At 53.6% G+C, this 23,611-nt stretch carries 22 protein-coding genes; 18 read left to right on the plus strand and 4 right to left on the minus strand.

Annotated features, from left to right (window positions below; translation table 11 throughout):
* The first annotated feature begins 43 nt into the window (after positions 1-43).
* The 14 genes from V8L70_RS08930 (at position 44) to V8L70_RS08995 (ending at position 15,405) form a co-directional block, all read left to right on the plus strand.
* Positions 44-2,155: a type IV pilus assembly protein FimV gene (locus V8L70_RS08930; protein ID WP_101145451.1), complete on the plus strand. Its 2,112-nt coding sequence runs from the start codon at positions 44-46 to the stop codon at positions 2,153-2,155.
* A 9-nt stretch (positions 2,156-2,164) separates the two neighbouring features.
* On the plus strand, positions 2,165-3,103 hold the full coding sequence (gene truA, locus V8L70_RS08935; protein ID WP_101145450.1) for a tRNA pseudouridine(38-40) synthase TruA: 939 nt from the start codon (positions 2,165-2,167) through the stop codon (positions 3,101-3,103).
* Positions 3,100-3,738, plus strand: coding sequence for a phosphoribosylanthranilate isomerase (locus V8L70_RS08940; RefSeq protein WP_101145449.1), 639 nt, complete (start codon positions 3,100-3,102; stop codon positions 3,736-3,738). The genes truA and V8L70_RS08940 overlap by 4 nt, the downstream gene beginning before the upstream one ends.
* 188 nt (positions 3,739-3,926) lie before the next feature.
* Complete coding sequence (trpB, locus tag V8L70_RS08945) at positions 3,927-5,114, plus strand: tryptophan synthase subunit beta (protein ID WP_045812255.1); 1,188 nt, start codon at positions 3,927-3,929, stop codon at positions 5,112-5,114.
* 23 nt (positions 5,115-5,137) lie between these two features.
* Positions 5,138-5,941: a tryptophan synthase subunit alpha gene (trpA, locus tag V8L70_RS08950; RefSeq protein WP_101145448.1), complete on the plus strand. Its 804-nt coding sequence runs from the start codon at positions 5,138-5,140 to the stop codon at positions 5,939-5,941.
* Between the two features lie 94 nt (positions 5,942-6,035).
* Complete coding sequence (gene accD / locus V8L70_RS08955; protein WP_101145447.1) at positions 6,036-7,058, plus strand: acetyl-CoA carboxylase, carboxyltransferase subunit beta; 1,023 nt, start codon at positions 6,036-6,038, stop codon at positions 7,056-7,058.
* Positions 7,051-8,394: a bifunctional tetrahydrofolate synthase/dihydrofolate synthase gene (gene folC / locus V8L70_RS08960; RefSeq protein ID WP_101145446.1), complete on the plus strand. Its 1,344-nt coding sequence runs from the start codon at positions 7,051-7,053 to the stop codon at positions 8,392-8,394. The genes accD and folC overlap by 8 nt, the downstream gene beginning before the upstream one ends.
* The gene (locus tag V8L70_RS08965) at positions 8,381-9,097 is read left to right on the plus strand and encodes an SPOR domain-containing protein (RefSeq protein WP_101145445.1); all 717 of its coding nucleotides are present in this window, start codon (positions 8,381-8,383) and stop codon (positions 9,095-9,097) included. The genes folC and V8L70_RS08965 overlap by 14 nt, the downstream gene beginning before the upstream one ends.
* A 3-nt stretch (positions 9,098-9,100) precedes the next feature.
* A complete protein-coding gene (locus tag V8L70_RS08970) occupies positions 9,101-9,676 on the plus strand; it encodes a CvpA family protein (protein ID WP_008956201.1) in 576 nt (191 codons plus the stop codon).
* Between the two features lie 87 nt (positions 9,677-9,763).
* Positions 9,764-11,284, plus strand: coding sequence for an amidophosphoribosyltransferase (purF, locus tag V8L70_RS08975; RefSeq protein WP_008956202.1), 1,521 nt, complete (start codon positions 9,764-9,766; stop codon positions 11,282-11,284).
* A gap of 12 nt (positions 11,285-11,296) precedes the next feature.
* Positions 11,297-12,511, plus strand: a complete 1,215-nt coding sequence (locus tag V8L70_RS08980) for an O-succinylhomoserine sulfhydrylase (protein ID WP_008956203.1) — start codon at positions 11,297-11,299, stop codon at positions 12,509-12,511.
* 201 nt (positions 12,512-12,712) lie between these two features.
* On the plus strand, positions 12,713-13,294 hold the full coding sequence (locus tag V8L70_RS08985; protein WP_101145444.1) for a cytochrome b: 582 nt from the start codon (positions 12,713-12,715) through the stop codon (positions 13,292-13,294).
* Positions 13,295-13,377: 83 nt separating this feature from the next.
* Positions 13,378-13,962 carry a YceI family protein gene (locus V8L70_RS08990; protein WP_035557424.1) on the plus strand — a complete coding sequence of 195 codons (585 nt, stop codon included), beginning with the start codon at positions 13,378-13,380 and terminating at the stop codon, positions 13,960-13,962.
* Positions 13,963-14,058: 96 nt separating this feature from the next.
* Positions 14,059-15,405 carry an MATE family efflux transporter gene (locus tag V8L70_RS08995; RefSeq protein ID WP_101145443.1) on the plus strand — a complete coding sequence of 449 codons (1,347 nt, stop codon included), beginning with the start codon at positions 14,059-14,061 and terminating at the stop codon, positions 15,403-15,405.
* On the opposite strand, the gene V8L70_RS09000 is transcribed toward V8L70_RS08995, so the two are convergent.
* From V8L70_RS09000 to V8L70_RS09015, 4 genes are all read right to left on the minus strand, one after another.
* Positions 15,402-16,886 carry a uracil permease gene (locus V8L70_RS09000; protein ID WP_035557427.1) on the minus strand — a complete coding sequence of 495 codons (1,485 nt, stop codon included), beginning with the start codon at positions 16,884-16,886 and terminating at the stop codon, positions 15,402-15,404. The two genes, V8L70_RS08995 and V8L70_RS09000, sit on opposite strands and share 4 nt — an antisense overlap.
* Before the next feature lie 139 nt (positions 16,887-17,025).
* Complete coding sequence (locus tag V8L70_RS09005; RefSeq protein WP_008956208.1) at positions 17,026-18,216, minus strand: amino acid aminotransferase; 1,191 nt, start codon at positions 18,214-18,216, stop codon at positions 17,026-17,028.
* Positions 18,217-18,555: a 4a-hydroxytetrahydrobiopterin dehydratase gene (locus tag V8L70_RS09010; RefSeq protein WP_008956209.1), complete on the minus strand. Its 339-nt coding sequence runs from the start codon at positions 18,553-18,555 to the stop codon at positions 18,217-18,219. It lies immediately after the preceding gene.
* A gap of 30 nt (positions 18,556-18,585) precedes the next feature.
* Positions 18,586-19,488, minus strand: a complete 903-nt coding sequence (locus V8L70_RS09015) for a GGDEF domain-containing protein (protein ID WP_101145442.1) — start codon at positions 19,486-19,488, stop codon at positions 18,586-18,588.
* 266 nt (positions 19,489-19,754) lie between these two features.
* Here V8L70_RS09015 and cobA point away from each other — a divergent pair, with 266 nt between their 5' ends.
* The 4 genes from cobA (at position 19,755) to dcd (ending at position 23,562) form a co-directional block, all read left to right on the plus strand.
* Positions 19,755-20,555, plus strand: coding sequence for a uroporphyrinogen-III C-methyltransferase (cobA, locus tag V8L70_RS09020; protein ID WP_101145458.1), 801 nt, complete (start codon positions 19,755-19,757; stop codon positions 20,553-20,555).
* Between the two features lie 187 nt (positions 20,556-20,742).
* Complete coding sequence (locus V8L70_RS09025) at positions 20,743-22,032, plus strand: coiled-coil domain-containing protein (protein ID WP_101145441.1); 1,290 nt, start codon at positions 20,743-20,745, stop codon at positions 22,030-22,032.
* 151 nt (positions 22,033-22,183) lie between these two features.
* A complete protein-coding gene (gene apbC / locus V8L70_RS09030) occupies positions 22,184-22,984 on the plus strand; it encodes an iron-sulfur cluster carrier protein ApbC (RefSeq protein WP_052703755.1) in 801 nt (266 codons plus the stop codon).
* An 11-nt stretch (positions 22,985-22,995) separates the two neighbouring features.
* The gene (gene dcd / locus V8L70_RS09035) at positions 22,996-23,562 is read left to right on the plus strand and encodes a dCTP deaminase (RefSeq protein ID WP_101145440.1); all 567 of its coding nucleotides are present in this window, start codon (positions 22,996-22,998) and stop codon (positions 23,560-23,562) included.
* Positions 23,563-23,611 lie beyond the last annotated feature (49 nt).

A 23,611-nucleotide genomic window follows, 5' to 3' on the forward strand; every position in this document is an offset into this window, starting at 1 on the left:
TGCATCCATGGTAAAAAAGTAAGTAGGCGATCAGGGATCATTCATGAAAAAGACACTGACATGGATTACATGGCTCTCATTGAGTGCAGTGAGTCCTTTTGCACTAGCCGTTGGGCTGGGGCAGGCGAGTGTCGGCTCGTATCTGAATGCGCCTCTAAATGCTTCCATTCCATTGCTGGAAAGCAGTGACTACACCCTTGACGATATCCGAGTCAGCGTTGCCGAACCGGCAGATTTTGCCGCGGCGGGCCTTGAATGGACGCCTCTAGCCGCAAGTGTTCGTGCCCAGATTGTAGAGCAGCAAGGGCAACGACAAGTGCGTTTAAGCTCCGGTCAAACGATGCAGGAGCCTTGGCTTGACCTGCTGCTGGCGGTTGAGTTTCCGGGCGGCCAGCAATTTCGTGACATCACCTTGCTGTTTGATCCCCAGGGCTATTCCCAACAAGGGCAGGCGCAAAGCGCTGCTCCCAACGCTGCGCCAACACCGAGTAACGCAGCGACTCCTCCGGTGGCTGAAGCCAGATCAGCGGCGCCACCCGTGGTAAGCGAACGTGGAGATGGCAGCAGCGCGTATGTCGGTAGCGGCGATACGCTATGGGGCGTCGCAGAGCGCGTTAAACCCCCTCAAGCCAGCGTTCAGCAGATGATGGTGGCGCTACTGGAAGCCAATCCAGACGTCTTTCCTAGCGGCAATATAAATGATATGCGTGCAGGCCAAACGCTGAGTGTCCCTGATGCTGAGCGAATTTTGGCGCGCTCCCATCTTGATGCTGACGCTGCTATCAAAGCGATGAATGAAGCCTGGCGCGCTCGCCGCAACGGCTCATTGGAGGCAGTGCCGATACCTGACGTTGAAGCAGATACAGTTTCAAACCTCGCTATAGCCGTGACCCAAACCCTTGAGGCTACTGGTGCAACTGGGCCCGACAGCGCGCTTGCCGCGGGTGGCGCTGAAACAAATGAGCGAGAAGCAAGCGAGCCCGCAGTAAACGACCCAACTGCGCTGGAAGAGGCTGCCGACGAGCCCGAGGCGTTGACGCGGGCAGAATTAACCGAGCAGCTGCGGCTAAGCCAAGCGACGCTTCAGCAGGTAATGGAAGAGCGCGCGTTAATGCGTGCCGAGCTTAATGCGCTGCGTAGCGAAGTGGCCTCGCTAACTCAGGCGTTGAGCGATGCGTTGGCTGCTCAAGAGCAGTCACCAGAACCACACATTGCCAGCATGGACGAGATGGGCAGCCCGGGAGTGGCTGCCTTGGTTGAGCGTTATCAGTGGCCGCTCGCGTTAGCTGCCATCGCGCTGCTTCTGGGAGTGTTGGTGTGGCTGCGCAAGCGACGTGAAGAGACCTGGGAAGATGTCCCGCTTGCTGAGCCAGTAGCAAAGCCAACAGTCACGCCTGGTGCTGCACCTAAAGCGGCCTCTAAGACAGCGCCGATGTCTGAGGCTGTTCCTATTGCGTACCCAATCCAGGCGAATGATGACGACGTGGAAGAGCCACATCAACAAAGCGAGCCACAGGTCGCCATCGAAGACGAACCCGAGATTTCTTACACCAGCGCAGCGTCAACGGCGAACTCCGATCAGTGGTTAATTGATGAGCAAGCGCAAACGCCCGAGCAAGATGACACGCTTCGCTATGAAAACAGTTATGAAACAAATTATGAAAATAGCTATGAGAATAGTTATGAAAAAAGCCAGGCATCCGGGTTGGCTGAGCAGGGGCGTCAGCGTCGCTTAGGTCTGCATGTTGCCCCCGATAACGGTTCTGATCACTTGTCATTAGCGCCGCCACTAAGCCCAGCGCCCATGCGTTTGTTGCTGGCTTCTCTCAGTGCTGACTTAAAATCGGCTGAGCCAGCGGCACCTGTTGATCATGTACAGCCAACCGAACGCGCCCCCAAAGGGTCTGAGGATGCCGAGCACCGCTTCATCGATTACCACCCGCCCACTTTAATGAACACGCCAAGTAGCCAAGAAGCCCTGCGTACCGAAACCCCAATGCAGCCTACGGTAGAGTTCGCCAGTCAGCCTGACGCCGAACCTGTTTCGCCTGCGAAACAACCTCGTCGGCCGATTGAAGAGGAGTGGGAAATTGAAGAGGTAGCATTCAAGCCGCGAGGCCTGGATAATAGCGAACCTTCAAAATCTTCAAAATGATGTGGCTTGATGACGCTGTTCTATCACTTCGATGAGAAAATTCCGCTTACGGGTCGTTTGGCAATGGGTATCGAGTACGACGGTACCCATTACTGTGGCTTTCAGCGCCTTAAGCACGCCGCATCTGTTCAGGCTTCGCTAGAGGCAGCGCTGGCCAAGGTGGCCAATGAACCTATTAGGGTGCACGCCAGTGGGCGCACCGATTCTGGGGTGCACGCCACTCGGCAAATTGTCCATTTTGATCCGCCAGTAGGGCGCTCCGAAAAAGCCTGGATTTTTGGTGCCAACACCCAGTTACCTCGCGACATAGCCGTGCGCTGGGTGAAACCAGTGGGCGACGACTTTCATTCACGCCTGTGCGCCCTGGGGCGCCGCTACCGATACGTCTTGCTGAACCAGATTAGCCGCCCCGTACTGGAGCGCGCCAATGTGACCTGGTGCCGAGATCCGTTAGACGCCGATGCCATGCATCGAGCCGCTCAGGCGCTGGTAGGGGAGCACGATTTTTCGAGCTTCCGTGCCGCTGGCTGTCAATCAAAAACCCCCTGGCGGCATATGCACTTTGTCGACGTAAAGCGCTACGGCCAGCTAGTCATGATTGATATTCAAGGAAATGCGTTCCTGCACCATATGATCCGCAATATTGCCGGTGCGCTGGTGAGCGTTGGCCGCGGTGCTCAAAAAGAAGCCTATATTGGTGAACTTTTAGCGCTTCAAAACCGTCGCAAAGGCGATGTCACGGCGCCCGCCTGCGGGCTGCATTTTGTTGATTCGGTATACGATGAGCGCTTTGATTTGCCTAAGGAGCCTTTAGGGCCGCAATTACTCGCATTTACCGGCGAGTGGACAGGTGAGCGTGAGCTTCCCGATACGCCACGGGTTGCCTATCGTCGAAACCGGTCATTAAGCAACCGGGCCAATAGTCCTGAACAGGAGGCGTCTTCATGAGTGATATGCCCCGAACCCGAACACGCATTAAATTCTGTGGTTTTACCCGCGGCGAGGATATTGATCGTGCCGTGGCGCTAGGGGTGGATGCCTTAGGCTTTGTGATGTGGCCGAACAGTGCCCGTAGTGTGGATGTCGAACAACTGGCGGTGCTTTCAGCGCGCGTGCCGGCATTTGTGACCCGCGTAGGGCTGTTTGTAGATCAGGATGATGAGCTGATTGAGCGCTGTCTGCCCTATTTAGATATGCTCCAGTTTCATGGCAGCGAAACGCCTGACGCCTGCCAGCGCTTTTCGCTGCCCTGGATGAAAGCGCTACGCATGCGCGATGAAATAGATTTAGCGTATGAAGCTGAACGCTATCATGGAGCTCAGGCGCTGCTGTTAGATGCTTACCGGCCCGGAGTGCCGGGGGGCACAGGGGAGACCTTTGATTGGTCGAGAATCCCCGCAAATCTAGCAAAACCTGTTATCCTCGCCGGTGGGTTGAGTGCTGATAATATCGCTGACGCTGTGCGCCAAGTAGCGCCTTATGCAGTGGATGTCTCCGGTGGTATTGAAGCCTCCCACGGCTGTAAAGATGCCGATAAGATGGCGTCTTTCGTTCGTCATGTGGCATTAGCCGACGCCTGTTAGCGCTCTTTGCGCACGTTTAGATAGACGCAGTTCATGTATGTTGCCTATGGGTATTTTATCGAGCTACGTTGTTAAGTTGATTCATTTATTGGTTGCCTGTTCTGGCGATCTTGTGAGGTGTCTCTGTGACCGCTTCTGAAACCGTTTCTAACACTGTGCTGAAAACAAAGTTCAGTGACCTGACCCGAATGCCGGATGCCCGTGGTCATTTTGGCCCCTACGGCGGTCGGTTTGTGTCAGAAACCCTCAGCTTTGCTTTGGAAGAGCTGGAAAAAACATATTTCAGCTTACGTGATGACCCCGACTTCCAAGCTGAGTTTGACTATGATCTTGCCCACTATGTGGGGCGCCCGTCGCCGCTTTATCATGCCAAACGCTGGTCGGAAAGCCTTGGTGGCGCACAGATTTGGTTGAAGCGGGAAGACCTGAATCACACCGGCGCTCATAAGGTCAACAACACCATCGGCCAGGCGCTACTGGCAAAGAAAACCGGTAAGCCACGCATTATTGCTGAAACGGGGGCGGGTCAGCATGGCGTTGCCTCGGCCACTGTTGCTGCTCGCCTTGGCCTTGAATGCGATATTTATATGGGGGCGGAAGACGTCCAACGCCAGAAACTAAACGTCTATCGTATGCGCTTACTGGGCGCACGGGTGATTCCGGTAGAGTCCGGTACGCGTACGCTTAAAGATGCCATGAACGAAGCGCTGCGTGACTGGGTCACCAACGTTGATAACACTTTCTATATCATCGGTACCGTGGCTGGCCCACACCCTTATCCGCTGCTCGTACGTGATTTTAACGCGGTCGTGGGCCGTGAAGCGCGTCGCCAGTCGTTGGAGCAGATCGGCCGTTTGCCAGATGCGCTGATTGCCTGTGTTGGGGGCGGCTCGAATGCCCTGGGGCTGTTCTATCCGTTCGTTGAAGATGATGACGTTGCTATGTACGGCGTAGAAGCCGGTGGCGATGGGGTTGAAACGGGCCGCCACGCGGCACCGCTGGCGTCCAACGCCCCGCGCGGTGTGCTGCACGGTAACCGCACCTATTTAATGTCCGATGAAGCTGGTCAGGTGTCAGACACTCACTCTATTTCAGCTGGCCTGGATTACCCGGGCGTAGGCCCGGAGCACGCCCTGTGGAAGGATGTTGGCCGTGTTAAATATGTGGTGGCTAACGACAACGAAGTGCTGGAAGCGTTTCGTGAGTTGACGCATATGGAAGGCATTATGCCCGCTCTTGAGTCGGCGCATGCGCTGGCCCATGCCAAGGTATTGGCACCTACCATGCGTCCGGACCAACATATCGTGGTCAACCTTTCTGGGCGTGGCGACAAAGACATCATGACCGTTGCTAAGATTGATGGCATCGAATTTTAAGGTCAGCTTTTTTAAGGGCGAGCATGAACCGTATTGATCAGCGTTTCAGTGAACTTAAACAGCAGGGCCGCAAGGCTCTGATCCCTTACATCACCGCAGGGGACCCAGCACCGCAGTATACGGTGGGCTTTATGCACGCACTGGTAGACGCCGGTGCCGATGTCATTGAGCTTGGCGTGCCTTTTTCCGACCCAATGGCCGATGGCCCAGTGATTCAGAAAGCCTGTGAACGTGCGTTAAAGCAGGGCACCCGACTGGTTGACCTGATGCAAATGGTCAAAGAGTTTCGCCAAACCGACACCACGACGCCGGTCGTGTTAATGGGATATTTAAATCCTATTGAGCGTATTGGTTACGAGAACTTTGCTGACCAAGCTGCCAGTGTCGGCGTCGACGGCGTGTTGATTGTCGATATGCCGCCGGAAGAAGCCGATGAAATTGGCCCATTGCTGAAATCTCGTGATTTAGCGGCGATTTTTCTCGTTGCGCCTACCACTTCTAACGAGCGTGCCGCTACAATATGCGCCCATGGCGAGGGCTACTTATACTATGTTTCGCTGAAAGGCGTGACAGGCGCCGCCACCCTGAATGCCGAAGACGTAGCCGAGCACTTGGCTCCACTGCGGGGGATGACCGATTTGCCGCTTTGCGTTGGTTTTGGCATTCGTGATGGCGTTACGGCCGCGGAAGTGGCTAAAGTCGCCGATGGTGTAATTGTCGGTAGTGCCTTGGTTAACCGTATCGCCGAAAGCTTGGATGCGCCGGAAACCATTGCGGGCCAGTTGAAAAGTGTATTAGCAGAAATGCGTACGGCGATGGATGCCTAAAGCTAAATGCTTTATCGCCTATACTTAACAGTTTGACGACACTCATCAAGCCTGGTTTTGCCAGGCGTTGACGTATAACGGAAGCCTTTTTGATATGAGCTGGTTAGACAAGATCGTACCCTCCATGGGTCGTATCCAGCGTAAAGACCGTCGCGCTAGCGTTCCCGACGGCCTCTGGCGTAAATGTCCCAAGTGCGAAGCGGTTCTCTATCTTCCTGAGTTAGAGAAACACAATAGCGTCTGCCCCAAGTGCGATCACCACCTGCGCTTGACGGCACGTAAACGCTTGGACTGGTTCTTGGATAAAGCAGGACGCGAAGAGATCGCGGCGGAAATCGAACCCAATGATCGATTGAAGTTTCGCGACTCTAAAAAATACAAAGACCGCCTGACTGCAGCGCAAAAAGATACCGGTGAGAAAGATGCACTGGTGGCCATGCGCGGTGAGCTGGACGGTTTGCCGGTAGTAGCGGTTGCCTTTGAGTTCACCTTTATGGGCGGCTCAATGGGGGCGGTGGTAGGCGAGAAGTTTGTGCGCGCCGCTACGCTCGCACTGGAAGAGAATATTCCACTGGTGTGTTTTGCAGCTTCGGGCGGTGCGCGTATGCAGGAAGCGCTCTTCTCGTTGATGCAGATGGCCAAAACTTCTGCGGCGCTTGAGAAGCTCAAGCAGGCGGGAGTGCCGTATATTTCAGTGCTTACTGATCCTGTCTTTGGCGGCGTTTCAGCCTCGTTGGCTATGCTTGGTGATTTAAATATTGCCGAACCCAATGCATTGATTGGCTTCGCTGGCCCACGGGTCATCGAACAAACGGTGCGTGAAACTCTACCAGAAGGGTTCCAGCGCAGTGAGTTTCTGCTTGAGCATGGCACTGTCGATATGATCGTTCATCGTCATGAAATGCGTGCCCGCGTGGGCAGTGTGCTGCGTAAACTGACTCATCACGATGCTACGCCAGTTAGTTCGTTGTCGACGGATGATGCGGACGTTTCAGAACCTATCGTCGAAGAGGCAGCGTTAGCGGACACTGCTGACGTCACTTATGAAAGCATTGAGCCAGCTAAGAAGGACACTTCCTCTACCGCTAAGAGTGACGACCATACACGCAATGCCTGATTCTTTGCAGCCAGACTCTTTGTCGCCCTTGTCTTTAAACCAATGGCTTCAACATTTGGAAACGTTGCACCCGGTCGGAATCGATATGGGCCTGGAGCGAGTTTCCAAAGTGGCAAAGCGTATGAGGCTGCTTTCAAGCCCGATTGCTCCCCGCGTTATTACCGTGGCGGGAACGAATGGCAAGGGCTCAACCCTTGCCATGATCGAGAGCATTGCCCGTGCCCACGGTTGGCGGGTGGGTACCTATACGTCACCCCACTTATTGCGCTACAACGAACGCGTCAAAATCGACGGTCAGGAAGCTGAAGATCAACTGCTCGTAGAAGGTTTTGAGCACGTTGAGCGAGCACGCTTGCAGGATGATGAAATCAGCCTGACCTATTTTGAGGCGGGCACACTGTGTGGGCTGTGGTGCTTGGCCAACGCAGAACTTGATCTTGCGGTACTTGAAGTAGGTCTTGGCGGTCGGCTTGATGCGGTCAATATCATTGATGCAGATGTAGCCATCGTCACCACGATTGCTCAGGATCATGCTAACTTTTTAGGCACCGATCTGGCTCAGATTGGGCGCGAAAAAGCCGGTATCTTCCGTGCTGGTAAGCCAGCCATCTTAGGCAGTCAAGCGCTACCTGTAAGCGTTTCCGAATGCGCGCAGTCGTTAGCAGTGCCTAAGTTTGCATTAGGGCAGCAGTTTACCCACCAAACCATGGGTGAAGAGTATTCCAATTGGCGCTGGCAGGGGCAGCAAGCGGATGGCACAAGCATCGTCGTTGACGCGCTTCCTGACCCTGGGCTACCTATCGATAATGCGGCGACTGCATTACAAGCGCTCGTACTTGCCGGAATGGCGTTGGTGCCCGCTCATGTAAAAGTAGGGCTCGCAACGGTGCAACTGGCTGGGCGGCTACAATGGATTGGTCCATGGTGCCTGGATGTTGGGCATAATCCGCATGCCGCCGAGTACGTCGCTCGCCACTTACCGTCACCGCCCGAAGGGGGCCAGCAGTGGGGCCTTATCGGCATGTTGAATGATAAGGATATTGACGGTGTCATACAGGCATTATCAGCCCGCATCAGCGATTGGGTATGCGTGTCGCTGACAGGCGAACGAGGTTGCCTGGCAAGTGAGTTGTCGCAACGTATTATAGCTCAGGGAGGGCGGGTGCACTTTTGCGCAGAGTCGCCGCACGCTGGCGCCGATTGGCTCGCTAAGGTGTTAACGCCCAATGATCGTGTCTTGGCCACCGGGTCGTTCTTTACTGTAGCGGCACTGCTAGCTCGGCCACTGCCAACAGGCGCCGCGTCGCTTGATGGAGACGGAAATGAAATACGGTAAAACTGAACGCATTAGCGGTATTGTAATTTTGCTCGCGTTGCTGGCGATCTTTGTGCCGTGGCTAATGAGTGACCCCGCACCCCGAGAAGAGCGTCCCCAGCCGAGCTTTGTCATTGAGCAGCCGGTAGAGGTGGAGCGCCGTAATGTACCCGCGCCAGAAAGGCCCTCAACCATTGATGAGCCTGCATTATCTTCAGTACCCAGTGAAGAGAGTGATGACGGCTCTATTCCTATTGATGCCAACCCGCGAGCGCCGCAAACCGATCAAATCGCTGCTTCAAACCCGTCGCCTTCTAGTACTGAAGCGGCAGGCTCCAATGAGCCCGACGAGGCGCCGACTGTTCCTGATAGTGACCCCATCGCTGATTTAATTGCCTCGAACAGTGGCAGTGGTCAAAGCAGCGCTGGAAGCGAGTCACAAAGCTCATCACAAAGTTCTTCACAAAGCGCTTCTAGTCCTTCTTCCACCGCTCAAGGGGAGTGGGCGGTGCAAGTGGGCAGTTTTGGTGAACCAGCGAATGCCCAGCGACTTAGTGCACAACTGTCAGAAGAGGGGTTTAGCGTTTATCAACGTGAGCGTGATAACAATATGACCACTGTATTTGTTGGCCCTTATGCCACCTCCGAAGACGGTGAATCCGCCATGTCCTCGATCAAAGAACGCGCCAATGTTCAGGGCCTTCTTGTTCGAGTAAGAGACTAAACCATGGCGTTAACATGGATTGATGCGGTGTTCTTGGCCGTGCTGGCGTTATCGATGCTAGCCGGTTTCGTAAGAGGGTTTGTACGCGAAGCATTAGGATTGGCCGCCTGGGTCGTCGCGTTAATGGTGGCTCGGGTGCTTGCCGAACCGGTGGCGGAACTGATGAGCGGGTTTATTGAAAGCTTTGATGCCCGCCTTGTGCTCGCTTTCGTGCTGGTAATTTTTGCCGTCATTTTACTGTGTGGCATTGTGATTCGTTTAGTGCATGCCGCGGTTGAGTGGGTGGGCATGGGGCTTTTGAACCGCGTGGCGGGGGCCGCTTTCGGTGTCGCCCGCGGGGCGGTTGTTTTGCTTGTGGCGACGGTGCTGATTACGCTCACCCCGTTATCTGAGCTACAGGCGTGGCAACAGGCGGAGCTGCGCCCGACCTTTATCCAACTGCGCGATTGGGCGGTGAGTCAGTTAAACCAGTGGGATCGCGAGCTGCCTGATGCGCCGTCGTCACTACGAGACATTTCTCTGCCTGCGTTGCGCCTGCCGGGTGCAGCGGAACGTGAAGTTATCCCGACAGGTGATTGACCTGTTACTGAAGTCGATTCTACGAACGTACGGGCTTGCTTAGGTAAGTGACTTAGGTAAGCCATGGCATTAAGCGAGGTAACGTGAATGTGCGGTATAGTGGGCCTTCTAGGCAAACAGGCGGTAAATCAGGGAATCTACGATGCCCTGACCGTACTTCAGCATCGTGGCCAGGACGCTGCTGGCATGATGACATGGAGCGAGGGACGCTTCTTACTGCGCAAGAGTAACGGACTGGTTCGTGACGTATTCCACACCCGCCACATGGCTCGCCTGAAAGGCAACCTGGGCATTGGTCATGTACGTTATCCGACGGCAGGCTCTTCAAGTGAAGCAGAGTCGCAGCCGTTTTATGTCAACTCGCCTTATGGTATTGCGCTGGCGCACAACGGCAACCTGACCAACTCCGAGCAGTTGAAACAGGAGCTATTCTCGACCGATTTACGCCACATCAATACCAGTTCCGATTCTGAAGTGCTGCTCAACGTATTTGCCCATGAGCTGGGCAAGCAAGGCTTACATCTGGAAGCGGAAGATATCTTTGATGCCGTGCGTCGCGTTCACCGTCGCTGTAAAGGTGGCTATGCCGCCGTGGCGATTATCAATGGCTTTGGCATGGTGGCGTTCCGCGACCCCTTCGGTATTCGCCCGGTGGTCTTCGGTACCCGCGAAGAGGAAAACGGTCAAGCGGTCATGATCGCCTCCGAATCCGTTGCGTTGGACGTCGGTGGCTTTGAGCTTGAGCGTGATCTGTCGCCTGGTGAAGCTATTTTTGTCGATATCGAAGGCAATATTCATACTCAAGTCTGTGCTGATCGTCCGCTGCTTCGCTCGTGCATTTTTGAACACGTTTATTTAGCGCGCCCAGACTCGTTGCTAGACGGTGCCTATGTTTACGGTACCCGGATGCAGATGGGCCGTAAGCTGGGGGATCGAATCCTCAATGAATGGCCGGATCACGATATTGATGTGGTCATTCCTATTCCCGATACGTCGCGCACCTCTGCCCTCGAAATGGCACAGCACCTTGGGGTGACCTATCGCGAAGGGTTTATGAAGAACCGCTACATTGGCCGTACCTTTATTATGCCGGGGCAGACTCAGCGGAAGAAATCGGTACGTCAAAAGCTCAACGCTATCGACGTTGAGTTTAAAGGCAAGAACGTGCTGCTGGTGGATGACTCCATCGTGCGCGGCACGACCTGTAAGCAGATCATCCAGATGGCGCGTGATGCCGGTGCCCGTAAGGTCTATTTTGCCTCGGCGGCGCCGCCGGTTCGCTTCCCCAATGTGTATGGCATCGATATGCCCGCCGCGTCTGAGCTGATTGCCCATGGCCGTAGCGAAGAGGAGGTCGGTGATTTAATTGGGGCTGACCGCATCTTCTATCAAAACCTGGAAGATCTAAAAGCGGCGTGTCGTGAAGTGAATCCTGAAATGGAAGAGTTCGATTGCTCGGTGTTTGACGGCAACTACGTCACCGGCGATATCGACGACGCTTATTTGGCCGCGCTTGAAGCTAGCCGTAATGATTCTGCCAAGGATCAGAGCGCTGGCGATCACGCTCTTGTCGATATGCACAATCAAGACGATGACCTGGACGATTAGGAGTGAAGCCTTATGCATGATGACAATCATCAGGAAGACGGTCACCAGGATGAATGGTCATTAGAGACACTGGCGATCCGGGCAGGCCATCAGCGCACCTTTGAGCAGGAGCACTCGGAGCCTATTTTTCCGACCTCGAGCTTTGTTTATGAAAGCGCTGCAGAAGCGGCGCGTAAGTTCGGTGGCCAAGAGCCTGGTAACGTTTATTCGCGCTTTACCAACCCGACAGTGCATACCTTTGAGCGTCGCCTAGCGGCGCTTGAAGGCGGCGAGCGCTGTGTTGCCACCAGTTCGGGCATGTCGGCCATTCTGTCGACAGCGTTGGCATTGCTTTCCGCAGGGGATGAAATTGTGGCCTCCCGGTCGCTATTTGGCTCAACGGTTAGCCTGTTCGATAAGTATTTAGGCAAGTTTGGTATTACCACGCGTTATGTCGAGCTTTCCAATGCCGCTGCATGGGAAGCGGCGATCACGCCCAAAACGCGTCTATTGTTTGCCGAAACGCCCTCGAACCCGCTGTCTGAAATTGCCGATATTCCGGCCCTGGCCGCGTTGGCCAAACGTCACGACGCGCTGCTGGCAATTGATAACTGCTTCCTCACACCGGCCCTCCAGCAGCCGTTGGCGCTAGGTGCTGACCTAGTCATCCATTCGGCGACTAAGTATTTGGATGGGCAGGGCCGTGCCATTGGCGGGGCAGTAGTGGGGAGCCATGCGCTGCTTGAAGAAGTGTTCGGTGTGGTACGTACCTGCGGCCCGTGCTTGAGCCCTTTCAATGCCTGGATATTCACCAAAGGGTTGGAAACACTATCACTGCGTATGAAAGCGCATTGTGAAAATGCCTTGATCCTTGCCCGTTGGTTAGATGCACATCCGGCAGTGAACCGCGTGTTCTATAGCGGCCTGGAGGATCATCCACAGCACGCCTTGGCCAAACAGCAGCAAAAGGGGTTCGGCGCCGTATTGGGCTTTGAAGTGAAGGGCGGTCAGGAAGGCGCGTGGCAGGTAATTGATGCGACTCGCATGCTTTCGATAACGGGTAATTTAGGTGATGTTAAAACCACGATTACCCACCCGGCCACCACTACCCATGGGCGTCTTTCTGATGACCAAAAGGCCGCTGCCGGTATCGCCCCTGGCTTGATCCGAGTCGCGGTAGGGTTAGAAAGCCAGGAAGACATTCAGCGTGATTTAGCCCGTGGGTTGGATGCCCTGGCTGCGAGTTAACTAGCCGCTTGATAAGCAAAACCGGCCCAGCAGTAGGCCGGTTTTTTTCTGCGCCAATCTCAATCAGCACGCTATCTTCAAACAGTGGTTTTTACGAATGATGTGTTCTGCTTTTTTCAGCGGTTCCTAACGCGGTTACACGATATGCTTGCGTTGTTAACGTATTCGCTAACGGGTAGCGACGAATAAGGGAAAACAATGATGTGGAGTAATAGTCGCAGCGGGTGGGGGTTGATCAGTATTCTGTTTCACTGGCTAAGCGCGCTGGCTATTACCGGTCTGTTTGCGCTGGGCTGGTGGATGACGGACCTTGGCTATTATGACCCCTGGTACAATCAGGGCCCATGGGTACATCGCTCGATTGGTATGTTGCTACTATTTGCCACCTTGGCGCGATTAGTATGGCGTTTTGCTCAGCCAACCCCTACGGCAGAAGGCGGCCGCCTAGAGGTTATTGCTGCCCATGTGGGGCATATCGCTCTTTATGTGCTTGTATTGCTGGTCATGGTGAGCGGCTACTTAATTTCTACCGCTGACGGGAGCGGTATCAGTGTCTTTGGTTGGTTTGAGGTGCCTGCACTGGTATATGACTTCCCCAACCAGGCAAGCTTGGCAGGTAACGTACATTGGTATAGCGCTCTGGCATTGATGATTATATCGGCAGGTCACGCGCTTGCCGCGTTTAAGCATCACTGGCTAGACCGGCACTCAACATTGGTACGTATGCTAAACCCAGCGCATAGCCGAGCTAGCGATCATAGTGCAACAAAGTCATCACGTTAGCCGTTTACACTTTTTCTAAACATCGCGCGTAAGATAATTGACTTTCCGCGGTGCCTATTAAGTAAAGCAAGGAGCAATTCAATATGTTCAAGAAAACAGCATTTGCATCCGCGATTGCCGCTGTAGCGCTGGTACCATTGAGCCAAGCACAGGCAGCTGATTACCAAATCGATACCGAAGGCCAGCACGCCTTTATTCAATTCAAAATTTCTCACTTGGGCTTCTCTTACATTCTAGGTAGCTTTGAAGAGTTTGAGGGCCAGTTCGCTTACGATCCTGAAGACCTTGAAGCATCTTCAGCAGAAATCGAAGTCCAAGTGGATAGCCTGACCAGCAACCATGCTGAGCGTGACCGTCATATCCTGAGCGGCGACTTCCTGAATGCCAGTGAATTTCCGACAGCGACCTTTACCTCCACAGGCTTTGAGTCAACGGGTGATAATGAAGGCGTGTTGACCGGTGATTTGACCCTGCACGGCGAAACTCAAGAGATTGAAATGCCGGTTACCCTGATGGGTGAAGGCGATGACCCGTGGGGCAACTACCGCGCTGGTTTTGAAGGCAGCACTACGCTGACCTTGGGCGATTACGGTATTAATATGAGTGACTTCCCTGAATCTATGCATGAACTTGAGCTATATGTGACGTTTGAAGGTATTCGTCAGTAAGAACTTACTGAGCTAAGTACGCCACTGCCCTTTAAGGGCGGTGGCGTTTTACGTTACAACCGATAAATAATTATCCATCACCTAAGGAGAGAGTGCTTGGCTGCTGTCATGCAACAAAAAGAGTTGGCGATAACCCTATGGCGCCAAACGTGGCCTATGGCCATTGGGGTGTTGGCGCTATTGGGTTTTCAACTTGTTGATAGCGCATTTATTGCTCGTTTGGGTACTGCGCCGTTGGCCGCGCAATCATTTACCTTTCCGTTGTCGTTTCTGATTATCGGCATTCAGGTAGGGATGGGTATTGCGATTGCCGCGCTTATTTCGCGGGCATTGGGGGCGGGTGAAGAAGCCCGGGCGAGACGCTTAAGCAGTTTGGTGCTTATGGCGGGTGGCGGCGTCATCGGCCTCTTGGCGATCGCATTATGGATATTTTATGTGCCTATCTTTCGACTGCTGGGCGCGGATGAAACGACGCTTTCCTATATCCGCATTTATTGGGCACCTCAGCTGCTATCCGCATGGTTGGGGGCACTGCTTTATTTCAGCTACAGCGTTTTTCGTGCCCACGGTGACACCCGTCTACCAGGCAAAATGATGGTGCTGAGTAGTCTTGTGAACCTTGTTCTCGATCCACTGCTAATCTTTGGTATTGGTGATTGGGAAGGCTGGGGTCTACCTGGCGCAGCCTGGGCAACCGCGATTGCTTTTTCAGTAGGTCTATTGGTGACCACGCGTAAATTACTTAAACGCCAGTGGGCCGCTCAGCAGGGACTGTGGCAAGAGGCCAAACAGTCGTGGCGGCCATTTACGGGTATTGCCGCACCGGCCATGGTCAGCCAGCTGATGCCACCCTTGGCTGCGATGCTGGCAATCTCTGTTGTGGCGGGCCTGGGTGAAAGCGAAGTGGCCGCCTGGGGCTTGGCAAGCCGTTTGGAGACACTCTCACTGATGGTCATTCTGGCCATGACCATGTCGCTGCCGCCGTGGTTAGGGCGTTGCTACGGGGCTGGTGATTGGGGGCAGATACAGCAGCTGATGACGTTAGCCATTAAGGTCGCGCTATTTTGGCAACTGGGTCTCGGCATAGTGTTGGCACTGGGAGCGCCCTGGCTAGCGATGGCGTTGGCAGGCAACCCGGATGTGAAAAGCGAGCTGACGCTGCTGATTCGTTTTCTCTTGCCTAGCTATGCGGCACTAGGTGTTTGCATGCTAGTCGTCTCGGCAGGTAATGCGTTAGGTTGGCCATTACGAGCCATGCTGTTATCCAGTGCGCGGCTGTTTATTTGTTATTTGCCTTGCCTATGGTTGGGCTCGCAGTTCTTCGGTTGGTGGGGGCTGGCGGCGGGTGCGGCCGTGGGGAATCTGCTGGCAGGCTTTATGGCATGGCTCGTTATGCGGCGTATGTTATCCCGCCCGCATCGGCAGGCGGGATTCATCCATTAACGCTTGCGTGCTGCTTCCTGATAGGAAAAATACATAAACAGTAGTGCCATACCCAAGTAGCCCATGACAAACTCTGGCGCTGCATTGAAAGAGAGTTTAGGGGCGTGCATTAGTCCGAAAAACGAAAAGCCCGCCGCAATTGCCGCGAAGGCGGCTGCACGCCTAAACTGATGATCAATCACCGAGACCGTCATAGCGCCCAGTAGGATCGCCATAAACATGGCCCCTTGGCCCATTACTACGATGGCACTTGAGATATCGGTCACTACCTCGCCAGCCCCGCGATTAAAGCGCGTCATCACGTAGTTAGCAAAGTAGGGCAGCATGGCCAGCGCCACGGCAGGGTAGTAGCGCGTGTCGTTGGCTTGAAAGGCGGTCGCAATCATCGACATGCCAACAAAGACTAGAATGGGCGCTACTACAGAAACGGGAATAATTGCTGCCAGCGCAGCAATGAGACCGAACATGGTGGCTAAGGCATATACAGCGCCATTCAGCAGGCTGTATCCCCGGCCCGCGCCCATCCATTTAGCGCCTACCGTTGCGATATAAACCGTAGTTGGAAAGACGCCGCCAAATAGCGCGCCAATCATGGTGCCTGCGCCATCTACTGCCTGGCATTCGCGCACATCGTATTTGTCGCCTGCCGCCTCCATTGCTTCCACGTTGTTCATGGTTTCAATAGCGTTATACAGTGTAATGGGCAGCACCACGGTCAGCACTGCAAGCATGCTGGTCAGCAGTAGCCCCAGCCCCTCAAACCAGGCCAGATTGGGAAGTAATGGATAAAAGCCTAGGTGGGTAAAGGCATCGCTAAACCGTTCGGTGCCAGCGTCGCCAATCAAGTAGGCCATGGCGGTACCGACAATAATGGCAAATAGCGAGGTTGGAAGCTTAAAGGGCATGCTGACGCGGGCCACTAAGCCAACAATAATAATCGCTAACACCAGCAGGCCGATAATCGGCATTTCGAGTGTTTTAAACAGCATTTCTCCGGCAATAAACGTCAGTGCAACGCCGGCCACTGCGCCAAGCATAGCGGCTCTTGGTAAGTGGTATTGCACCCAGCGACCAATGACGCTAATCGCGGCTTCAATGGCACCGCTTATAAAGCAGGCGGCAACAGCCACTTTCCAAGCCATTTCCGCATCGCCGGTGAGCTGTTTGGCGGGTAGCAATACGCCGAACAGGAATACGAACATCACCGGCGTCGAGATACCGTAAGAGAGCGCTGTCACATCCGCCCGGTTCTCTTTGCGTGCCAGCCTTGCCGCGCTCCATGCATAGTAGAAGTTGCCTACCATCACCGCTACCGCTGCGCCGGGCAGCACTTGCCCATAGACAATGGAGGCAGGAAACCCCATGCCCAGCATAGTGATGGCGATAATGACAAAGTTGGCGATGTTGTTTTGGAAGAGAGCGAAGAATGCGTCAGTGTCTTCTTTTTTGTACCACGGATAGTGAGTGCTGGCAGCCGCCATGTTATGCCTCTTGATTATGGTGTGTTGTATACAAGGCTATACTGAGTGTGCCGAAGTGTTGACTAATCGGTCAAATGCCTAATACATGAAAACGCCCAGGCGTTGCCTGGGCGTTTGTTACTGCGTTGCTGCTTGGCGATTAGTCGTTAACAGCGGCAATCGCTTTGGCCAAGTAGGGGAGATTCTCGTGGGAGAAGCCCGCTACGTTGGCGCGACCCGAGCGCACCATGTAGATACCAAACTCGTCACGCAGGCGATCGACCTGTTCCGGCGTTAAGCCGGTGTAGGAGAACATGCCACGCTGCTCAGCAACGCAGGCGTACTTCTCGTCCAGTCCGTAGGGCTTCAGTGCTTCCACAAAGTCGCGGCGCAGGGTATTGATGCGATCACGCATTTCGGTGAGTTCTTCACGCCACATCTCGGTCAGTTCGGCGTCGTGGAGAATTTCGCTGACGATAGAGCCGCCGTGAGCGGGCGGGTTCGAGTAGTTCTCACGGGCAACGATGGCGACTTGAGAGCGGATGTTGTCCATCTGCTCGTTATTTTTGGCCACCATGATCAAGCAACCGGTACGCTCGCAGTAAATACCAAAGTTTTTAGAGCATGAGCTGGTGATGATCGCTTCATCAAGGTTCTCTGCCAGCAGGCGCACGCCATAAGCATCTTCATCCAGACCTTCGCCAAAGCCTTGATAGGCGAAATCGATCAGCGGAAGCAGCTTGCGTTCACGCACGATTTCCAGCACTTCCTGCCACTGGTCATGGGAAAGATCAAAACCGGTAGGGTTATGGCAGCAGGCGTGTAGCACCACCACATCACCTTCAGGAATGCTTTTCAGCGCTGACCGCATGCCGTCAAAGTCGAGACGGTTGTCGGGGTCAACGTAAGGGTACTTGTGCAGCTCAATACCAGCTGCCGTAAAAATGCCGTGGTGGTTCGGCCATGTCGGGTCACTTACCCAGATACCCTTACCCGGCAGCTGTGTGGCAATAAAATCTGCAGCCAAGCGCAGCGCGCCGGTACCGCCTGGTGATTGGGTGGCGCTGGCACGATTGGCTTTTAAGACGGATGAATCAGCGCCAAAAACCATGGGCAGCACGACTTCGCCATAGCTAGGCGCGCCGTGAGAACCGATATAGGTTTTTGTCGTTTCGTTTTTGAGCAGGCGAGCTTCTGCTTCCTTAACAGCGCGCATTACCGGCGTATTGCCTTGGGTATCACGGTAAACACCGACACCTAAATCCACTTTTTGCGGGTTGGTATCTTTTTTGAAAGCTTCGATCAGCCCGAGAATGGCGTCTCCTGGGACTCGCTCAATATGCTCAAACATTTATTCGGCTACCTCGTCGGTTCTGGCGGCAAGAATGAAGTCATTTAGATGCAGGCCTTTAATAGCATGAGACCACCACGTGACGGTGGCTTTGCCCCACTCTGTGGTAATAACGGGGTGGTGGCCAGCCTGCTCTGCAATATCACCAACGCGTTGGGTGAATGCCAATGCGCTGGCGAAGTCGCGAAATGTAAAACTCCGTGACAGCTTCATGATGCCATCGTGCTCGACAATCTGCCACTGGCTGAGGCTTTTTAGCCGCTCTTGGGCTTCTCCTAAGCTTAGCGGCTGAGCATTTTTACCGCAGGGTTCGCAGGTAGATTCAGCGAGCGTTGCCATCTTTTTGCTCCTCTAGCGGGGTATTTCTTACTAGCGTAGAAGGCAAACGCAGTCGCGACCAATATCCTTGGCGTTATACAGCGCTTGGTCGGCCCGTTCGATCAAACTCGTAAGAGGCTCGCCACAACGAAATTCGGCAATTCCGATGCTTAGTGTTACCTGGCCAGCACCCATGCCGAAGTCGTACACACTGAAGGCATGGCGTATTCGGTCGGCAAGTGTATGGCAATGCTGCAGCGATGTGAGCGGCAGCACGACCATAAACTCTTCTCCGCCCAGGCGGGCGATCATGTCTTCACAGCGCAGTAGTGACTGCGCTTGTGTCGCCAACTGTTTGAGCACGTCATCACCGTGCAAATGGCCCCAGCGGTCGTTAAGGCGTTTAAAATGATCGATATCGATCATCATGATGGAGAGCGGCGTGCCATGGCGGGTGCTAAGTGAGGCTATATTAGTTAAATGCACCATCAATTTGCGCCGATTGGGTAACTCTGTGAGCGGGTCTGTATCGCATAGCTTGCGAAGCCGCTGCTCCTCGGAGACCTGGTCGCTAATGTCCATCATTATGCCGTTCCACTGCACTCCATCCACGACCGTCTTTGGTCGTGCGCTCACCGCAATCCAGTGTGGTTTTTCTTTCGGGAACGGTAGTAAGAAGCGGGTCGTCAGCGGCAGCATCCAGCGTGCTGAGCGTTCGATCGCTGACATGATTTTGGGGTGATCATTGCCCGTTAATTGCTCAACCAACTCACCAGCATTTTGTGCGAGCAGATCTCGGTCAATATATTTGAGAGCCACGCCGCCACCCTCTATATAGGGAAAGCGCATATGACCGTTACGAGCGCGGTGTAATTGAAAGATGACGCCAGGAATCTGGGGTATCAAGTGGTCAGCGCTGATTCGCTGGGGTGCGTCTATATCATTCACGGGCATGCGTGAATCTCCAAGCATATGCCAATTTAATTTTGGTCGTGAAGATTAGCGCTATTTGCGTAATCAGTATGTAAGTAATTGCAGACAATATGGTTAAAATCTATATCTTTTAAGAATATGTATATTATTTTATATAATACAAAATATTGAATTATAAGCAATAGTCGATGCGTTATTGGCATTTAGTGATAAAATTAATTACTTTTTTGCATATTAAAAAACTTTTTTATTCCTGAGGTGGTTTCTTGAAAGAAGCACAAGAGCAAATGTCTCGCTCGTATGGCTTTGTCAGTTTAGTGGGGGCAGGGCCCGGCGATCCAGAGTTATTAACGCTGAAAGCTTACAAGCGCCTACAGGCCGCTGAAGTCGTGCTGTATGACCGTCTAGTCAGCGATGAAATTGTTGCGTTTATACCCGCGCAAGCACAGCGCTTTTATGTCGGGAAAGCGCGCTCGCAGCACAGCGTTCCTCAAGATGGCATTAATCAGGCGCTAGTAAAATGGGCGCAGCAAGGTAAGCGCGTTGTTCGTCTTAAAGGTGGCGATCCGTTTATTTTTGGCCGCGGAGGTGAAGAGCTTGAGGCTCTGGTGGCGGCGCACATTAGTGTGGAAGTTATACCGGGAGTAACCGCGGCGTCGGGCTGTGCGGCGTATGCGGGAATACCGCTGACCCATCGCGATCATGCTCAGTCGGTGCGCTTTGTGACCGGTCATTTGCAGCAAGGCGAATGTGATCTTGATTGGGATGCGCTCGCGCGGCCAGGGCAGACGTTGGTGTTTTATATGGGGTTGGGTAGCGTGAACGTCATTAGTCAGGCGTTGATCAAGCACGGATTAGCGCCAGAAACACCGCTTGCCTTGATTGAGCAAGGAACAACGCGCCAACAGCTAACTCATATTGGATGTTTGTCAGCGTTGCCAGCTACTTTCTTGGCGGGTCACATTAAACCGCCTACGCTGCTAATAGTGGGAAGTGTGGTGTCGCTGCATACGACGCTCAATTGGTTTGATGTGCACAATGGACAAGCATCAGGCTTCCATGAGGGGAAACACCCTTCTGCAAATTAACGTGATTCATCATCGAGGGTGGTGGTAACGTTACAGCAACATTTATATACGATTGTTACTAACAAACTGGCTAGATACAGTGAGCTGTGTATGCTGAAAGGAAGATCATCCACGGCTAGCGCATTACAAATGCAATTGATTACCGTTAGCTGGGCCAACGTTAGCTTAGACCAAAGAGGAACGCATAATGTCGGAAACAAATAATACGGATCACCCGTCACCGGCCAACAAGCCGGAGCCAGCTAAAAAGACAGGGCCGGCTAAAAAGGCGGATATGAAAACTCTCTTTCAAGATAACCGAGTAAAAGCGATTGCAGGGATCGCTGCTATTGCGGTTGTCTGGGCGATCATGGCGCAGTCTAATGCAGGCTCTCGCCAGGATCGCGTCGATAGCTTAGAAGAGCAGCTCGCTAGCGTTGAGCAAGAAAATAGCCAAATGAGCCAGCGCATTAGCGAAATAGAGGAAGCTGAAACCAATTTAGCCGCGCTGCAAGAAGAAATGGCTTCTCTTGAGGCTCAGCAGCAAGAGGCCAGTTCGTCGCTTGAGAGTGCCCGAACTAATGTCAGCGATGTGCAGTCGCGGTTAGAAGAACTTGAATCCGAGCGAAATGCGCTAGAAGAAGAAATCGCCTCTCTTAATGAGCAGATAGAGAGCGCTGACAGTGAGATGAGCGCGCTGCGTGAAGAGCGCGACGAGATCATCAGCACTCGCGATGAGGCGGAAAGTACTCTCCAGCAAGTTGAAGAAGCGCGTTCTAGCGCTGAAGAAGCTCGTCAGGAGGCTGAAGCCGCCCGTCAAGAAGCCGAGGAGCAGCGCCAACAAGCGGTTGAAGAGCTGGGCAGCATGGAAGAGGAGCTGTCAGGGCTAGAAGAGCAGATTAGCCAGTCAAATGAACAGCTAAGCGGTTTAGAAGAGGAAATCTCAACTGCCCAAAGCGAGCTTGATGAACTAAAAAGCGAGCGTGATTCCATCACTAGCGAACGCGATGAGCTGCAAAATGAAGTGGATTCGCTAACGGCGCTTCGCGAAGAGGAAGAGCAGAGCTTGAGCGACGTGCGCACCGAGCTCGATGACGTCATGGTCGCTTTAGAGATGGGCCGTGAGGAAGTGTCGAGCGTTGAGAATGATATTGAAGAGCGTGAGAGCCAACTAGAGCGCTTAGAGAGTCAGCTTGGTGAATGGCGCGATGAGCTTTCCACACTAGACAGCCGTTTGGCCGACGCTGAGGAGTCTGCTGGTGAAGCCACTTCTTCTTCCCAGAGCAGCGGTTCAGAAAGTGGCTCGTCAGAAAGCGGTTCGTCTGAAGACAGCTCTTCAGACGACGGCGCTTCAGACGATGGCTCTTCAAATAGTGGTTCTTCAAATGACAGCTCTGCACAAGAGAATTCGTCAGAAGAAGCGTCTAGCAATGGCGATGAGAGCGCCAACGATAGCGATGGTGGTAGTGAGGAAGCACAGCAAAACGCTGCTGGCTAATAGTGAAAAGCGGTAACGCTGTAGACTAGCAACACGAGAGCGGATGTCGGGCAACCGGCATCCGCTTTTTGTTTGCTGGTTTATGATTGAGCCCCCGAGGAGTATCATTCACTCAACGTTAATTAAGTGCCTAAATGAGGAGTGCCATTGAATGGATGGGGTTAAACATATTATTGCAGTGGCATCGGGTAAAGGTGGCGTGGGTAAATCCACGGTCACCGTTAACTTGGCGTTAGCCTTGTCTGCGCAAGGATATCGTGTGGGTGTTCTTGATGCAGATATTTACGGCCCCAGTCAGGCTCAGATGCTGGGTGTTAAAGAGGGTGTACGCCCTCAAGCGGCTGCCAACGATAAATTTCTGCCGCTGGAAGCGCATGGCCTTCAAGCCATGTCGATGGCGTTTATGGTTAACACTCGCGAGCCAATGGTGTGGCGTGGTCCTATGGTGGTGGGGGCGTTTCAACAGATGCTGACGCAAACCCAATGGGACAATCTCGACTTTCTGTTGATCGACATGCCGCCGGGCACTGGCGATATCCAACTGACGCTGGCGCAGAAAGTGCCGGTGGCAGGCGCTGTGATCGTCACAACGCCGCAAGATATTGCGCTTTTAGATGCCCGCAAGGGGATCGAGATGTTCCGCAAGGTTAACGTGCCGGTACTGGGCGTAGTGGAAAATATGAGCCTTTACCACTGTGAAAACTGTGGCCATGAAGCGGCTATTTTTGGTACTGGTGGCGGAGATAACATCGCTCAAGAATACGATACCCAAGTGCTTGGACGGCTACCACTCACGCTCTCCATCCGTGAACTGACGGATTCAGGGCGCCCGAGTGTCATATCTGAACCTGAGGGGACGGTGAGCCAGACCTTTGCTGTTATCGCCCAAAAAGTAGCCGAAGCGGTTAATGCCAATCAAGGCGATGGACCCACTATTTCCTTTAGCGAGTGATGAAGTAACACATGAGTATCAAATCTGATAACTGGATTCGTCGCATGGCCAAAAGCGACGCGATGATTGAGCCTTTTGAAGCCGAACAGGTGCGCTATGTGAACGACCAGCGCGTTATTTCCTACGGTACTTCAAGCTATGGCTATGACGTGCGTTGTGCTGATGAATTCAAAGTCTTCACCAATATTCACTCAGCGATTGTGGATCCGAAGGCGTTTGATGAAAAAAGCTTCGTCGATATTAAGGGCGATGTGTGCATTATTCCGCCGAACTCATTTGCACTGGCGCGCACGGTTGAGTACTTCCGTATCCCGCGTAATGTGCTGACGATCTGCCTGGGTAAATCCACCTACGCGCGCTGCGGTATTATTGTTAACGTAACGCCGCTGGAGCCTGAGTGGGAAGGCCACGTTACCTTAGAGTTCTCTAACACCACCAATCTGCCCGCGAAAATCTATGCCCATGAGGGCGTCGCGCAGATGCTGTTCTTGGAGTCTGATGAGGTTTGCGAAACGTCATATAAAGATCGGGGCGGAAAATATATGGGCCAGCGCGGGGTTACGCTACCGCGTACCTAGTCCTGCGAAATGCATTGCCAAAAAAAGCGCCTTACGGTTTTGCCGTAAG

The sequence above is a fragment of the Vreelandella arctica genome (assembly GCF_037070215.1).
Lineage (GTDB): Bacteria > Pseudomonadota > Gammaproteobacteria > Pseudomonadales > Halomonadaceae > Vreelandella > Vreelandella arctica.